This window comes from Acinetobacter sp. CY05, assembly GCF_059515805.1.
Genome location: NZ_JCAKMW010000009.1, coordinates 51210 through 67399 on the forward strand (window position 1 = coordinate 51210; position 16190 = coordinate 67399).

Genomic DNA, 16190 nt, shown 5'->3' on the forward strand with positions numbered 1-16190 from the left:
TTTAAGCCGACTTTCGGATATCGATCACGCGTTGAGCTTTCCCTTCAGAACGCGGTAGGCTGCCCTCAGGTAATACTTCAACCGATACGGTAATACCGACCATGGTTTTGATTTGTGCTTTGAGTTGCTGTGCCAATTGCTGCGCTTGAACGCCACTGCCATCACGGCGCATTTCGGTACGAATATGCAGCGTATCAAGATGGCCTTGTTTGCAAATTTGAATTTGGTAGTTCGGCTCAAGTTGTGGAATATGTAGAATTTGCTCTTCGATTTGTGAAGGAAACACGTTCACGCCACGAATAATCATCATATCATCACTACGACCAACAATTTTATCCATGCGACGCATTGGGCGTGCTGTTCCTGGTAACAAGCGGGTTAAATCGCGGGTACGGTAGCGAATCACTGGCATGCCTTCTTTGGTAATGGTGGTAAAGACCAATTCACCCAACTCCCCATCTGGCAAGACTTCACCAGTTTCAGGATGGATGATTTCAGGGTAGAAATGATCTTCCCAAATGGTTGGGCCATCTTTACTTTCTAAACATTCCATCGCAACACCCGGCCCCATCACCTCAGATAAGCCATAGATATCAAGTGCGTTAATGCCAAGGCGCTCTTCAATCTCTTTACGCATTTCATTAGTCCATGGCTCAGCACCAAACACCCCGGTACGAATTGAGCAATCTTTGGCGCTACCAAATTTACGCTCTAACGCTTCAATGATGTTTAAGCAATACGATGGTGTAACCATCAATGCTGTTGGTTTAAAGTCATGAATCAGTTGTGCTTGTTTGTCGGTTTGCCCACCAGACATCGGAATGACCGTGGCACCTAGACGCTCAACGCCATAATGTGCACCTAAGCCACCGGTAAATAAGCCATAACCATAAGAGACTTGAATGGTATCTTTAGAACTTAAGCCCGCTGCACGTAGGGAACGCGCCACCACATCCGACCAGACGTTAATGTCATTTTGGGTATAACCCACTACCGTCGGTTGACCTGTAGTACCCGATGAAGCATGCACACGCACGATTTGTTCTTGCGGAACGGCAAACATACCAAATGGATAATTGTCACGTAAATCTTGTTTGGTGGTAAACGGAAATTTAGCCAAATCTTCAAGACTTTTTAAATCACTTGGATGCACACCTGCGGCATCAAATTTTTGTTTATAGACGGTACTGTTGTCATAGGCATGCTGTAAGGTTTTTTGCATGCGTTGTAATTGTAGATTGCGTAATTCGTCAATAGACGCGCGTTCAATCGCTTCGATCGCATTCATATTCATGCTGTACTCCTTGTTGCCATCATCCTGACAGCGCTTATTGTTATTACAATTTTTTGTTTAGACGTTTTCTAAAATTAAAGCCACACCTTGGCCCACGCCCACACACATACTACATAGTGCATATTGACCATTACGGCGTTTAAGCTCTTTGGCTGCGGTAATCACTAAACGTGTACCACTCATCCCTAGTGGATGACCCAGTGCAATTGCACCACCATTTGGATTGACACGCGCATCGTCATCGCTAAGGCCCAGTTCACGCGTTACGGCTAAGGCTTGGGCAGCAAAGGCTTCATTCAGCTCAATGACATCCATTTGCTCTAAACTTAAGCCCGTTTGCTTTAAAACTTTTTGAATGGCAGGTACCGGGCCAATACCCATATATTTGGCTTCTACACCTGCACTGGCAATGCCCACCACACGCGCCACCCGATCTAAGCCATGGGCTTGCGCAAATTCAGCATTAGCAAGTAGTACACAAGCCGCACCATCATTGACACCTGATGCATTGCCCGCAGTCACCGAACCGCCTTCTTTTTTGAATGGGGTTTTTAACGCTGCTAAATCATCAAGTGTCGTGTCAGCACGTGGGTGCTCATCTTGTTCAACTAATAACGTCTTTTTACGTTGAATAATTTCAACGGGCATAATTTCTTCAGCAAAAATATTGTTTTGCTGTGCTTTAGCCACTTTTTGTTGGCTACGATAAGCAAATAAATCCTGATCTTCACGGCTAATGTTGTATTTTGCTGCTACGTTTTCAGCGGTTTCTGGCATGCTGTCGGTGCCAAATTGCTGTTTAAATTTTGGGTTGATAAAACGCCAGCCAATCGTGGTATCAAAAATTTCTGGGGTACGACTAAACGCAGCAGTTGGTTTAGATTGCACAAATGGCGCACGGCTCATGCTTTCTACACCACCAGCTAAAATAAACTGTGCTTCACCCGCTTTAATGGCACGTGCACCCAAGCCCACCGCATCTAAACCTGAAGCACATAGGCGGTTCACAGTAATCGCAGGTACATCTTCACCTAAACCCGCAAGTAAACTTGCCATACGTGCCACATTGCGGTTATCTTCACCCGCTTGGTTGGCACAACCTAAAATCACTTCATCGAGGTGTTGCCATGGTAAATTCGGATGCTTGTTTCTTAAATATTGGATCGGTAACGCTGCCAAGTCGTCGGTACGAATAGTGCTTAAGCCACCAGCATAACGACCAATTGGGGTACGAATCATGTCACATACATATACATCTTGCATACTTTACATCCTGTTTTAGCCAGCTTGGCGATAATCCATTAATTTTTGTTGTTGTGCAGTTTCTAATGCCGCTTTCTTGCGTAAATATAGACTTGGTCGATATTTTTCTTCCGCATAAATACGATACACATTTTCCAAAGTTTTTAAAATAGTGTGATATGAAATTTTTTCTGCCCATGCAAATGGACCCATTGGGTAGTTCACACCATATTTCATTGCCAAATCAATATCTTGTTCGGTCGCTACGCCGTGTAAGACAGTTTCACAGGCTTCATTGACTAAACAGGCAATGCTGCGTAGGCATAATAGACCAGCATGATCTTTTAGCCAAATCGGTGTCACATTGAGACTTAAAAATAATGCATTCACTTTCGCAAAATCAATTTCATCACACCCATAAGCACTCAGTGCAATGGCTTGAGCCTTGTCCCAAGCATGATGCCAATCCATAAAGACGCGTTTTTGCCCATCGATATTTAAATCTAGACTTGAACCATCAGCTAGCGTGATCTGAATATCATCCACAACAATCATATCTTGCTGGGCTGGGTTTAACTCAAGCTTGAGGCTGCTGTGTTTTAAACGCGCCATAAATTCAGGCTGTGCCGACCATGTGCCTTGCACTTGAATCTGCTGCGGTGTAATGCTATTGAGTGTTTCAGGCAGATACTGCGGCGTCACTTTACCATCTTGGTAAGTATAGAAACCCTGACCCGTTTTACGCCCCAAGAAACCGGCATCAACGAGTTCTTGTTGCACCAAAGATGGACGGTAGCGTGGTTCATCATAAAAGGCACGATACACACTTTGTGTGACAGAGAAATTAACGTCTTGCCCAATCAGGTCAGTTAACTGACATGGCCCCATGGCAAAACCACCACATTCACGTAATACGTAATCGAGCACTTCTGGACATGTGATATGTTCTTGTAAGGCACGTAGACCTTCGGCATAAAATGGGCGTGCCACACGATTGACAATAAAACCTGGGGTGGATTTGGCACGAACAGGTACTTTTTTCCATCTCTGCATTAAAGCATGTAATGAATCGGCAAGTTCAGCATTGGTTTGTAAGCCACAAATAATCTCGACCAACTTCATGACGGGTGCAGGATTAAAGAAATGCAAACCAATCACACGCTCGGGCTGTGGTACTTTAGCAGCAATTGCAGTAATCGAAATTGATGAAGTATTTGAGGCAAAGATGCTGTTTGGATTACAAATACTGGCCAATTGCGCAAATAGAGCTTGTTTAACTTCGAGTTTTTCGACAATCGCTTCAATCACCAGATCACGATCTGCCAATTGTTCGATTTTTTCTACTACAGTTAAATTGGCCAGAGTCGCATCATAATCGGCTTGCGTCAGTTTGCCTTTAGCCACACGCGCAGCCAATTGCTGTTTTAAACCGTCTAATGCCGCTTGAGTACGTGTGGCATCGACATCATACAGATAAGTCGAATGACCATAGCTGGCTGCCAGTTGGGCAATACCAATCCCCATGGTACCCGCGCCAATCACGGCGACTTTAGCTTGAGATAAATCACGCATCGTTAGCAGCCTTTATATTGCGGTGGACGTTTTTGCATAAAGGCTTGCACACCTTCACGATAATCTTCTGAACGACCGGCCAAACGCTGTAAATCACGTTCTAAAATCAGCTGCTCACTGAGGTCATTGTCATAAGCGGCATGAATGGCTTTTTTAATTAACGATAAACCATAGGTCGGTTGCTTGGCTAAATGTTCCGCCAGTTTTTCAGCTTCAAGCGTCAGTTGATCATCCGCCACCACTTGCCAAATCATGCCATAGTCTTTGGCTTGCTGCGCAGAGACTTTATCGCCCAATAATGCCAAGCCCATCGCCTGTGCACGCCCCACCAAACGCGGTAAGAACCATGTGCCACCTGAATCTGGCACCAAACCTAAACGACAAAAGGCTTGAATAAAGGATGCAGATTCTGCCGCAATGACAATATCGCACGCAAGCGCAATATTGGCCCCTGCCCCTGCAGCCACACCATTGACCGCACAAATTACAGGTTTTGGCATTTCGGTAATGGTTTGAATCATCGGGTTGTAATATTTTTCAATCGATAGACCTAAATCAGGTGCAGCAGCATTCGGATCTACCACACGGTCGTTTAAATCTTGACCGGCACAAAAACCACGACCTGAACCAGACAACACCACAGCACGGATTTCAGGATCTTTAGCCCATGCTTTTAAAGTTTTTGCCACTTCTTGATGCATCAGCTCATTAAAGCTATTCAGTTGCTGCGGACGGTTTAAAGTTAAATAGCCAACACCGTTTTGTTGTTTGACAATAATTGTTTGATAGTCCATTACACACCTCTAAATTGCGGTTGGCGTTTTTCTAAAAATGCATGAATGCCTTCTTGGCGATCTTGGGTGGCAGCCAGCCAAACGAAATGTTGGCGTTCGAGTTTGAGACCTTGGCTTAAGCTCACTTCATGCACTGTTTTTAATGATTGTTTAATCACACGAATGGCAAGCGGCGCTTGCTTGGCAATTTTCTCTGCCAATTCAATGGCATATTGCACGGTTAAATCTTTGGGGCAAATTTGACTGCTAATGCCATGTTGTAAAGCTGTTTGTGCTGAAATCGGTGTACCGGTCATTGCCCAACGCATCGTCAACTGTTGACCAACCAAGCGGGCTAGACGCTGGGTACCGCCTGCGCCGGGTAACATCCCTAAAGTAATTTCAGGTAAGGCAAATTGGGCGTTATCACCGCACAAGACAATATCAGCATGTAAAGCCAGCTCAAAACCAGCACCAAAAGCATAGCCATTGACTGCCATAATGAGTGGCTTAGAAAACTCATCAATGCGTTTCCATAAGCTTGGGCGCGGGTCTTGTTGAATACTAACGACATCTAAAGCTGCCAGTTCATTGAGATCAGCACCTGCCGCAAAGCATGTGCTGTTGCCTGTGAGTACCACGGTACGAATCTCAGCATTGTGTTCCGCATCCTGTAATGCATCAGAAATGGCAGTTAAAGTGGCATTATTCAGCGCATTACGTTTTTCAGGACGATTAAGTTCGATTAACAATACGCCCGCTTTGACGATTTGGGTCTTGATCAGCATACGCAGCTCCCTTATTCGTCAAAACTTAAACGTACGTCATTAGTTAGCGGTCGTGCTTGGCAACTTAAGACATAGCCGTTGGCAATTTCATCTTGCTCTAAGCTGTAGTTAATCGCCATTTCGACTTCACCTTGTAACACTTTACATTTACAAGTCGCACAGACACCGCCTTTACACGCGTAGGGTAAATCGGCACCGGCACGCAACGCGGCATCTAAAATACTGTCATCTTGTTTTGAGACTTCAACCACCAATTCACGGCCGTCTAAGATCACATGGACTTTTTCTTCGCTACGTAGTTCGATTTGTTCTTGGCTGACCTTGGTTGTGCCGGTATTAAAACGTTCGGTATGAATTTTTTCACGTGCAATGCCATAATTGGGCAAAATTTCTTCTACCGCTTGCATCATGTCTTCTGGCCCACAGGCAAAGCAGTGATCAAAACGTTGATCGAGTAAATCGGCTTGGAATAATTGTTCTAGTTTTTCTGCATTAATGCGACCATTAAACAAGGCACTATCATTCATTTCCCGCGAGAATACATTAATCAGTTGGAAACGGGTTTTATAACGGTCTTTTAAATCCATGATTTGCTCAGCAAACATGGTTTGCTTCCAAGAGCGATTACCATACACCAAAGTAAATTCTGCATCTTGTTCACGTTGTAACACTGACTTCACAATCGATAAAATCGGGGTAATACCACTACCCGCAGCAAAAGCTAAATAACGTTTACCGCCCACTTTGGCCGCTTTTTGGAAAAATACCCCTTGTGGTGGCATCACTTCTAACACATCACCCACTTTGACCTGCTCATTGGCCCAAGTGGAAAAAATACCTTCAGGGATCTTTTTAATGGCAATACTGATGTCTTCATCTTGACCATAGCTACAAATAGAATAGCAACGACGCAGCTCTTCACCTTGATGCACATGACGAATGGTTAAATGCTGACCCGGTTGATATTGAAACTGCTCGGCTAAATTATCTTGTAAATCAAATGCAATACAAATGGCACTATCGGTTTGTGGTGTTACAGATTTAACCACTAAAGGTACGAATTGGCTCATAAAAATCTCCCTATTTTTTTAACTTTGACTGTATTTATTGTTGGATCTATTTCAATGTTAGATACATTTAAAATAGTCAAAGGGTTCTAAGCAGCTCTGGCAACGATACAAGGCTTTGCATGCGGTCGAACTAAATTCACTGAGTAATTGGGTCTGGGTACTTTGGCAATGTGGGCATTGGATGCCAGCGCCTAACGCCACATGACTGCCACAAGTTTTGGCTTCGCCGACTGGGGGGGCAATCCCATAAGCACGCAATTTATCTTTGCCCTGCTCAGACATCCAATCGGTGCTCCAAGCTTCCGATAAATCAATCACAACCTTCACTGGGGCAAAGCCTGCAGCATTGAGTGCTTCAACAATTTGGCTTTTGAGTAAGTCTGTTGCAGGACAACCACTATAGGTTGGCGTCAGACGCACAATAATCTGTTCATCTGCATCTAAATCTATCCCACGTACCATGCCTAAATCTAAAATCGACAGCACTGGAATTTCGGGATCGGCAACGTTGGCTAAAACGTCCCAGCATTGATCGGTACAGTGTTTAATTAAATTCATGCGTCTCACTCCCTGTGATTGCGATTTACCAAACCATATTTGGGTAACTACGTTGCATATATTGCAACTCTGCTAAAATGTAACCTAAATGCTCAGTATGTAAGCCTTGTTTGGCTCCATTACGATAAGCACCTAAAGCAGGCACTGTTAACCCTAAACGTTCGACATCATTCAATACTGTTTCTGTCCATAAGGTTTTTAAGCTACTTAAATTTGGCAAAATACCTTGCTCAATTAAGGCTTGCTCATCTTGAGTTGTGCTGAACAACTCTTCAGTAAAACGCCACAGTTCATCCAGCGCCGCTTGTACTTTTTCATGAGCAAGTTGAGTGCCTAAACTTAAGCGCTCCATCCAAGCACTTGAAAAACGCACATGATATTTGGCTTCTTTAAGTGATTTCACTGCAAATGCAGCCACTTCAGCATGCTTACTTGCAGTTAACGCATTTAATAAAATGCTATGATAATGATCCATTAACCATTGACGTACGATGGTTTGCGCAAAATCACCATTGGGTTGTTCAGTCAGCAATAAGTTACGGTAGTCACGTTCATGACGGAAATACGCCAATTGATCTTCATCACGACCCAAACCTTCGAGCTCACCCGCCAAAGTCAAAGCATTACGCGCTTGACCTAATAAATCTAAACCAATATTGGCAAGCGCAATATCAAGCTCTAGTTCAGGTGCATGCCCACACCACTCTGCCAAACGATGCGATAAAATCAGTTGACTATCGCCAACATGCAGTAAAAATTGTGCCAGTGTTGCATTTGTCATCATCATTCTCCCTTACATATGCTCAATGCCATCTGGGATGGTATAGAAGGTTGGATGACGATAAACTTTGTCTAATGACGGATCAAAAAATTCAGTTTTCTCATCAGGTTGAGATGAAGTAATCAATTCAGACTTAATTACCCAGATGCTGATCCCTTCATTACGACGGGTATAGACATCACGGGCATTTTGCAGCGCAATCTCATCATCTGGAGCACGTAAGCTGCCCACATGACGGTGACTTAAGCCTTGTTTACTACGGACAAAAACTTCGTAAAGTGACCAGTTGTTTTTGTTATTCATGATTGTATATCCTTATTCATCAAAAATTTAAGCGACTTTTGCTGCAGCATCTTGTTGCTGCTTTTGTGCATAAACGGCGGCAGACTCACGTACCCAAGCACCACCTTCCCATGCTTTTTTACGCGCCTGAATACGTTCGTGATTACCTGGGCCCTTGCCTGCCAGTACCGCAAAGAATTCATCCCAGTTAATTTCGCCAAATTCGTATTGACCCTTTTCTTCATTCCATTTCAAGTCAGGATCTGGCACAGTCAGCCCAAGCTGTAGCACTTGTGGCACCGTGTTATCGACAAACTTTTGACGTAATTCGTCATTACTAAAACGTTTAACTTTCCAAGCCATGCTTTGCGCACTGTTTGGAGAATTGTCATCATTAGGACCAAACATCATTAATGCCGGCCACCAGAAACGATTGACAGCATCTTGCGCCATTTGTTTTTGCTCAGGGCTACCAGCCGCCAAGGCCATCATGGCTTCAAAACCTTGACGTTGGTGGAAACTTTCTTCTTTACAAATTCGCACCATAGCACGTGCATAAGGACCATATGAGGTACGGCACAACGCCACTTGGTTGACAATTGCAGCGCCATCTACTAACCAACCAATGGCCGCCACATCTGCCCAAGTTAACGTTGGATAGTTAAAAATCGATGAATATTTCATTTTGCCGCTAATCAGCTTATCCATCATGTCATCACGGTCAGCACCCAAGGTTTCAGCCGCGCTGTAAAGATATAAGCCATGCCCTGCTTCATCTTGGACTTTGGCCAGCAACACCGCCTTACGCTTTAAGCTTGGTGCACGGGTAATCCAGTTGCCCTCTGGCAACATACCAATAATTTCCGAATGACCATGTTGGCCAATTTGACGGATGAGGGTCTTACGGTAGGCATCTGGCATCCAGTCTTTAGGCTCGATGGAAACGTCCTGTTGTATTTTTTGTTCAAATAACGCGGCTGCGGTTGTCATCTTATTGTCCTCACTTATCCTAAGTGTTTCGATTAAATTAAAACGATACACATTTAAAATCAATACATTTTTATTAGTATCATAAAATTTTTATGAATCAAATTTAATAAAATATTGTTTTTTATGAAATTAATTTTTATATTTTTCATATTAAATAAAATTTAATCAAAAACATGATTGACTTTTTGTTATTTAAATATCAAATTAGCACACAATAATTCAAACAAAACTATGGAATACAGGATAAGGAGTCAGTCGTATGCTTGATCTTGAACAACAACAAGACACGCCCGCTACACACGAAAGCCAAGAGTCAATTAAAGTTTTAAGTTCGTTGGTCTATGGTGAACAGTACACCGCTACACAAAGTCTACGCCCGGTGTATCATGCCATTAGCGGTCAACGGATCTATGAAGTGAGCAGTCACGGCATTGATACGCAAAAAATTGTGCAATATGCCAAACAAAAAGGCCGTGCTTTAGCGAACCTCACTTTCCATGAACGTGCCAATGCCTTAAAAAATATCGCACAATATTTGATGGAACGTAAGGAAGACTATTACCAGTTGGCTTATGCAACTGGTGTAACCCGTAAAGATGCCTGGATTGATATTGAAGGCGGGATTGGCACTTTATTTGCCTATTCAAGTTTGGTACGCCGTGAACTAAGCGATGAAAAAATTTGGGTAGAAGATGCATGGTTGCCATTGTCCAAACAAGGGAACTTTGGTGCCAAGCACATTTTAACCCCAAAAGCAGGCGTAGCTGTGCATATTGATGCCTTTAACTTTCCAATTTGGGGTATGTTAGAGAAAATTGCACCAACCTTGTTGGCTGGCGTGCCGTGTATTGTGAAACCTGCCACCGAAGGTGCTGAGCTAACGCATGCGGTAGTACGTGACATTTTAGCCAGCAACTTATTGCCTGAAGGTGCTCTACAGCTAATTTGCGGTCAAACTTATGATTTATTTGAGCATTTAGGCCCACAAGATACCATTACCTTTACTGGCTCTGCCGCGACAGGTCAAAGTTTACGTCAGCATCCGCATTTAAATCGTCATTCGATTGCATTTACCATGGAAGCCGATTCCGTTAATAGCGCGATCTTAGTCGAAGATGCCAACGACACGACAATTGACCTTTTTGTACGTGAAGTATTCCGCGAAATGACCACCAAAGCTGGGCAAAAATGTACTGCCATTCGTCGTGCTTTTGTACCACAAAATCTCATTGATACTGTACAAGAACGCTTGATTGCCAAACTTGCTAAAGTGGTGGTGGGTGATCCTGCACGTGAAGGCGTGACCATGGGCGCGCTTGCCAGCCTAAAACAAAAACAAGATGTGACTGAAAAAGTTGCGCAACTTGCCAGCCAAGCCCAAGTGGTGTTTGGTAGTCATTTACGTCAAGACTTTAGCATTGATGCCGCACAACCACAGCAAGGTGCATTCTATCCACCTGCGCTATTGCGTTGCGACCAACCAAGCCAAGCGGATGTAGTACATAATACTGAAGCCTTTGGCCCAGTGTGTACCTTAATGCCATACCAAAATCTCGATGAGCTTGCTGATTTAGTGGCACGTGGTGAAGGCAGCTTAGTCGCTTCTATTGTGCGTAATACAGACAGTCAAATCGAAGCCTTATTGGCCGCGATTGCACCATGGCATGGTCGTGTGCACATTTTAGATGAGCAAAGTGCTAAAGAAAGTACCGGTCACGGTTCGCCATTACCTTATTTAGTGCATGGTGGTCCGGGTCGTGCCGGTGGTGGTGAAGAACTCGGCGGCTTACGTGCAGTCAAACATTATATGCAGCGCACTGCAATTCAAGGCTCGCCAAATGCTTTAACCCAAGTCGGTCATAGCTGGACTGCAGGCGCTGAATTCTTTGCTGATCGTGTGCATCCATTTAAAAAATCCTTTGATGAATTACGCATTGGTGAACGTTTACTCACGGCACGTCGTAGCATTACCGAAGCCGATATTGTCAGCTTTGCGGGTTTAAGTGGCGACTATTTCTATGCACATATGGATAAAATTGGCGCGGCTGAATCGTTGTTTGGTGAACGTGTAGCACATGGCTACTTTGTGGTGTCTGCTGCCGCAGGTTTATTTGTTGATGCAGCGGTCGGGCCAGTAATTGCGAACTATGGTATGGACAACTTACGTTTTGTAGAGCCAGTAAAAATTGGCGATACGATTCAAGTTGAACTGACCTGTAAGCAAAAGACCCCTAAAATCTTAAAAGACCCAACGCAAAAACCGCATGGCGTGGTGGTCTGGGATATTAAAGTGAAGAATCAACGTGATGAGTTAGTTGCAACCTACGATATCTTGACTTTAGTCGAGCGCGACTAATCCTGTTAAAGCCAGTATGTTAAGCATACTGGCCTTTTTAAACCTTAATCCGCTTTAGGTTGTAGCAAGTTCAACAACTTGCCCTGTTTTGGCTTGATAGATCCATTGATGATCAAATAAGCCTAAATTAAGATGATCAAAACGGAAATTCCCAATCGCCACGGCATAAAAAACGTGGCCATTTTGCTTAGCTGTTTCAATATTTTGCATTAAATCTTCAGGCAAATGCCCCATAATAAAATCCGACACCACAATCACATCGGCATTGCTGAAATCTGGTGCTTCTAGCATCTCAATAGCATGACTTAAGGCTGGAATAATATCAGTACCACCATAAAATGATTGTCTTAAAAACTGCAATAAATCCTCAATGCCTTGGGCTTGAGTCAATTCTAAAGTCGTGACTTGAGTAGAGAAGTTTATTAAATACATGGGACGATGTTGTTTCATGGCCTGCATGGCCAAAAATAAACTTAAGGCTTTGGCAATCAGTTCTGGTTGTCCATGCATCGAACCACTGGTATCCAAACACAGCACCATCGGGCCTTTTTGCCCCAATTGTTTTTTTAGCTGTTGTTGCTGATCAATCACTTTGGCTTGGCTTTCACCTTGCATACTAAAGCTCATCAGATTTTCTTCTAAATATTTTAAATCAAATAGAATTTCTAAATCAGGATCAGCCAGTAAGGCCAATTCATGTGGCAAAGTGTTGTTTAAATCCCGTGCCAATTGAATCCCCATCAGCTCCTCTTGGACGTGATCAGTTTGCATAGCAACATGCGCATCGGGTGGCAATTGCAATGAGGCAGCACGGCGTGGATACTTAGACGGTTTGGCCGCACCCAAGCTATGGGCTAAGCGCACCAGTTCAGTATCTTGCTCTAAATATTCACACCATTGTTGAAACTGGTCTAAATCTTGTGGAGTCAGCTTGCCTTTGGAATAGTCAATAAAGATACCCGTATCGAGACCTAAAGACTCTTTATGTTTGGCCATACGCTGTAAGCTGGCTAAAAAGTCTTTCATATCATCTAAAAAAGCATCGCGCTGCAAGGCCAGTTGCTCAAATTCCCACGCAGCCACCGCTTCGGTCAGTTTACGCTGCCATTTATCACGTAATAATTGAAATTGTAAATCCCGAAACTTGGGGTCTTGCAAACGCTGTAATTGAAGCGGCTGCTGCCAAAAATCACTTAAATCCGACCAACCGAGCAATTGACTAAATTCTTGATAATCATTTAATAGTTGTTGAAACTCAGACGCATCCACCTGTATGAGCTTAAGCCAGTGCTCTAATTGCTGTTGTGCTTTTAAATATGGATGCTGCTGATCTAAATTAGATTTAGCTTGATAAGCCCATTCTTGTACCCTTTGCTCAACATGCTGCTGCACTTTTTGATCATTTAAATAATGTTTTAAGCTGGATGTCTGCAAACTTTGCATGAGTTGTTCGGTCGCAGCCTTTAATGCAGCAGGGGTATTTATTGTTGGCATAATTGTTCCAAACGCACACAATCCTGTAACTGTAATTCATACTGTTGCAATTGTTTTTCCAGTGCTTCAATCAAGTTTTGAATATGCTGCTGCTCTACAAAGATTGAGGCAAATTTTGGCTTTTGTGTGTTAAAACGTTGGCTTAAAGTCTGCTGCTGCTGCAAAAACTCGGCTTTGAGATCAGCCAGTTGTCGCTGTAATTGTTGCTGTTGTTCTGATTTTAAATGCTGACGTAGCGTACCTTTGGCATATTTAATACTTGGCGTCACCACTTCTTCTAAGCCGTAATAACCGCCTTTTAGCGTACATTGGCGCGTGCCGTTAAAATTACACACAATGCCACGAATTTCTTCGCCTTGTGCATCAATGGCAAAAAAGTCTTTATTCGTGCCCATTTTATCTAAGGCTAAATATAGAGCTTGATCTTGATAATGATGATCTAAATTGGTCACAGCATGTAGATAATCCTGTCCCTTGATTAAATAGCTATAATAGACATCATCGGTATAATAAAAATAGTTCAGGATTTCTTGTTCAAGCTGTTCTTTGTTATGGATTAAATCATCGAGCGCTAAATCATCATATAGCCCGCGCAATAGCACTTGATCTAAAATTTGCTCTACAAATGCGACATCGTCGAGCTGATTCCATAAACAATGTTTTAAAATAAATAAGTCACTGATAAGCACCGTGTCACGGCCATTTAAAAAAGCGGCTGCTTTGATTAAATAGGCAATGCGTTGCCAACGACGATCCGAAATATAAATCTGCTGATCAGCAAATTGCTGTTGCAGCTGCGCACGAATTTGACTAAAGGCATTTAACACATGCTCAGGCAAAACCACATCATAAATTTGCTCGCGCCAGGCTAATAATTCATCACGGCTAATTTTTAATTCTTCACTGACTTTAAGTTTACTGCTACTTGGGGCAGCATTTAATAAGGCAAAGAAATGCTGCTGCTGTTGAATTGGATGTACCTGCAAACGCAAAATAAAACGGTCATACAGTGCATCTAAGCCTTGCTCGGCTTGTGGAATTTCATTAGAGGCACTGATGAGTACTTTTAGCGGTACTTGTTGCAATACATCGCCATTTTTAAAGGTCTTTTCATTCAGCAGCGTGAGCAAGGTGTTTAAAATTGCTGGACTGGCTTTCCAAATTTCATCTAAAAAGGCAAATTCAGCTTTAGGTAAATAATGCTCAGTTTTACGGGTATATTGATCTTGTTTTAAGGCTTTTAATGATACTGGCCCAAATAATTCTTCTGGGGTGCTAAAGCGGTTCATCAAATATTCGAAATATTCAGAGACTTCAAAGCCTGCTGCCACGCGGCGCGAAATTAAACTTTTGGCTGTACCGGGTGCACCATATAAAAAACTGTTAGCACCTGCCACACCTGCCAATACACACAGCGCAATCGTTTGTTCACGTTCAAACATGTGCTCAGATAATGTTTGAATTAAAGTATGCATTCGCTTGTGCATCATGACCGATCATCTTGTAGCAGAAAACTAAATTGTAACCATGAATTGGTTCAAATATAAATCAAAGCTTTAATATTTGCTGTTTTAAGCAGCAATCGAGCAAACACTCTAATGCCTTGCTTACTAACCTTGCTATGCGTGTATTGAGCCAATGATAAAGAAAGCGTAAGGACTCTCTCCTTCCCCTACGCTTTCTAATGGCAAAATAGTAGCGTGATTTTTAAAGCAAGTAAAAACGATCTTTATTATTATAAACATCATTTTTACCGATTGTTTAAAATTAAAACGCTAAATTTTAATCATTTACTGAAATCAATATTGTCATTTAGTAGGGTAAATCACTGCCGTTTCAATGAAGCGTTTCATTCTGTACGCATTAATGCAAATGTGGCCACTGCATGCGCAATCATGTCTGCATTGCCGTCAGAATACATACTCATTTCAGCCGTGGCTAAATTTTTACCCGCTTTTAAAATTTTGGTATGCACAATAATCGCCTGATCTGCCGCGGCACGGCGCAAAAAATTAATATTTAAATTCGTGGTAAATGCACTCGCAATAATACCTTGATCCGCCATAATCCCCACATAAGCGGCAAAGTCGGCAATTTGCATTAAAGTTGGCCCCGAGACTGTCGCACCAGGGCGTAAGTCTTCCTCTTGAATATGACGTTTTAAGATGGTGCTGTCGGGTAAAATTTTTTCGAGCTGAAATTTTTGCATCGCACGCGGAAAATGTGTGACTAAATGCTGTTGTAGCTCAAGCAGTGATAACATAAGCGTCCTTGTTGTGATGTTTTTATTGTCGTCTTGAGCATAAAAAAACGCCAAAGTACATGCAAGTACTTTAGCGTCATATTTAACTGAAAATTAGCTTGAATGCTCAAGCTCTTTCACAATGGCTTGATTAAAGGCAGGCAGATCATCTGGACAACGTGAGGTGATCAGTACCCAATCATGCATCGCACAACGCTGTACTTCTTGATCGACCCAGTTGCCTCCTGCATGTTGTAAATCTAAGCGAATGCTATGATAAGAGGTTAAGGTTTTGCCCTGAATACGTTCAGCATCAATCAATACCCAAGGCGCATGACAAATGGCGGCAATCGGACGACCATGATCAGCGAAGTATTGAATAATACGCTGTGCGTCTTGATCCACACGCAATTGATCAGCATTGACCGTACCTCCCGGAATTAGCAATAAAGCATAGTCATCTACATTCACGGAACTTAAGCTGCTATCTGGCTCAAAATCAATGGCTGGCTTGCTATCCTGTTCTACGGTGCGTACAGCTTTATTTTCAATTGCAGCATGAATGGCTTCTATACCTTTACTGCGTAAAAATTCCAGCGGTTGCTGTAATTCTGCCAGCTCTACTCCCGTATTGGAGGTCATGATAAGCACTTTTTTCTGACTCATACTCATTCCTTCTCATATTTTTTTTGCGCCTCATTTACTGTAAAGCAAATCCAGCCAGATCAGGTTGAGTTATATAGTGCCT

15 protein-coding genes are annotated in these 16190 nt (G+C 42.9%); 1 reads left to right on the forward strand and 14 read right to left on the reverse strand.

Features of this window, described 5'->3' with window-relative positions:
• Position 1 precedes the first annotated feature (1 nt).
• From paaK to paaA, 10 genes are read right to left on the reverse strand one after another with little or no spacing between them, the layout of a single operon-like run.
• Positions 2 to 1294, reverse strand: coding sequence for a phenylacetate--CoA ligase PaaK (gene paaK / locus AC5YCD_RS08255; protein WP_496129576.1), 1293 nt, complete (start codon positions 1292 to 1294; stop codon positions 2 to 4).
• Between the two features lie 57 nt (positions 1295 to 1351).
• On the reverse strand, positions 1352 to 2557 hold the full coding sequence (gene pcaF, locus AC5YCD_RS08260; RefSeq protein ID WP_496129577.1) for a 3-oxoadipyl-CoA thiolase: 1206 nt from the start codon (positions 2555 to 2557) through the stop codon (positions 1352 to 1354).
• A 15-nt stretch (positions 2558 to 2572) separates the two neighbouring features.
• The gene (locus AC5YCD_RS08265) at positions 2573 to 4108 is read right to left on the reverse strand and encodes a 3-hydroxyacyl-CoA dehydrogenase (RefSeq protein ID WP_496129578.1); all 1536 of its coding nucleotides are present in this window, start codon (positions 4106 to 4108) and stop codon (positions 2573 to 2575) included.
• Between the two features lie 2 nt (positions 4109 to 4110).
• Positions 4111 to 4902, reverse strand: a complete 792-nt coding sequence (gene paaG / locus AC5YCD_RS08270) for a 2-(1,2-epoxy-1,2-dihydrophenyl)acetyl-CoA isomerase PaaG (protein WP_496129579.1) — start codon at positions 4900 to 4902, stop codon at positions 4111 to 4113.
• Positions 4902 to 5675, reverse strand: coding sequence for an enoyl-CoA hydratase-related protein (locus tag AC5YCD_RS08275; protein WP_496129635.1), 774 nt, complete (start codon positions 5673 to 5675; stop codon positions 4902 to 4904). The genes paaG and AC5YCD_RS08275 overlap by 1 nt, the downstream gene beginning before the upstream one ends.
• Positions 5676 to 5680: 5 nt before the next feature.
• Positions 5681 to 6739: a 1,2-phenylacetyl-CoA epoxidase subunit PaaE gene (gene paaE, locus AC5YCD_RS08280; protein ID WP_496129580.1), complete on the reverse strand. Its 1059-nt coding sequence runs from the start codon at positions 6737 to 6739 to the stop codon at positions 5681 to 5683.
• Positions 6740 to 6796: 57 nt separating this feature from the next.
• Positions 6797 to 7297, reverse strand: a complete 501-nt coding sequence (gene paaD / locus AC5YCD_RS08285; RefSeq protein WP_496129581.1) for a 1,2-phenylacetyl-CoA epoxidase subunit PaaD — start codon at positions 7295 to 7297, stop codon at positions 6797 to 6799.
• A gap of 25 nt (positions 7298 to 7322) precedes the next feature.
• Positions 7323 to 8078: a 1,2-phenylacetyl-CoA epoxidase subunit PaaC gene (gene paaC, locus AC5YCD_RS08290; RefSeq protein ID WP_496129582.1), complete on the reverse strand. Its 756-nt coding sequence runs from the start codon at positions 8076 to 8078 to the stop codon at positions 7323 to 7325.
• Positions 8079 to 8090: 12 nt separating this feature from the next.
• Positions 8091 to 8381, reverse strand: a complete 291-nt coding sequence (gene paaB, locus AC5YCD_RS08295; protein WP_496129583.1) for a 1,2-phenylacetyl-CoA epoxidase subunit PaaB — start codon at positions 8379 to 8381, stop codon at positions 8091 to 8093.
• Between the two features lie 27 nt (positions 8382 to 8408).
• Positions 8409 to 9350 (reverse strand): 1,2-phenylacetyl-CoA epoxidase subunit PaaA, encoded by a 942-nt coding sequence (paaA, locus tag AC5YCD_RS08300; RefSeq protein ID WP_496129584.1) that lies wholly within the window; start codon positions 9348 to 9350, stop codon positions 8409 to 8411.
• Between the two features lie 259 nt (positions 9351 to 9609).
• Here paaA and paaZ point away from each other — a divergent pair, with 259 nt between their 5' ends.
• Complete coding sequence (gene paaZ, locus AC5YCD_RS08305; RefSeq protein ID WP_496129585.1) at positions 9610 to 11706, forward strand: phenylacetic acid degradation bifunctional protein PaaZ; 2097 nt, start codon at positions 9610 to 9612, stop codon at positions 11704 to 11706.
• A gap of 54 nt (positions 11707 to 11760) precedes the next feature.
• On the opposite strand, the gene AC5YCD_RS08310 is transcribed toward paaZ, so the two are convergent.
• The 4 genes from AC5YCD_RS08310 to AC5YCD_RS08325 form a co-directional block, all read right to left on the reverse strand.
• Positions 11761 to 13200 (reverse strand): VWA domain-containing protein, encoded by a 1440-nt coding sequence (locus AC5YCD_RS08310; RefSeq protein WP_496129586.1) that lies wholly within the window; start codon positions 13198 to 13200, stop codon positions 11761 to 11763.
• Positions 13188 to 14690, reverse strand: a complete 1503-nt coding sequence (locus AC5YCD_RS08315; RefSeq protein WP_496129587.1) for an AAA family ATPase — start codon at positions 14688 to 14690, stop codon at positions 13188 to 13190. The genes AC5YCD_RS08310 and AC5YCD_RS08315 overlap by 13 nt, the downstream gene beginning before the upstream one ends.
• A 359-nt stretch (positions 14691 to 15049) precedes the next feature.
• Positions 15050 to 15463, reverse strand: a complete 414-nt coding sequence (locus tag AC5YCD_RS08320) for a PaaI family thioesterase (RefSeq protein ID WP_496129588.1) — start codon at positions 15461 to 15463, stop codon at positions 15050 to 15052.
• A 93-nt stretch (positions 15464 to 15556) separates the two neighbouring features.
• Positions 15557 to 16108 (reverse strand): type 1 glutamine amidotransferase domain-containing protein, encoded by a 552-nt coding sequence (locus AC5YCD_RS08325; protein ID WP_496129589.1) that lies wholly within the window; start codon positions 16106 to 16108, stop codon positions 15557 to 15559.
• Positions 16109 to 16190: the final 82 nt, after the last annotated feature.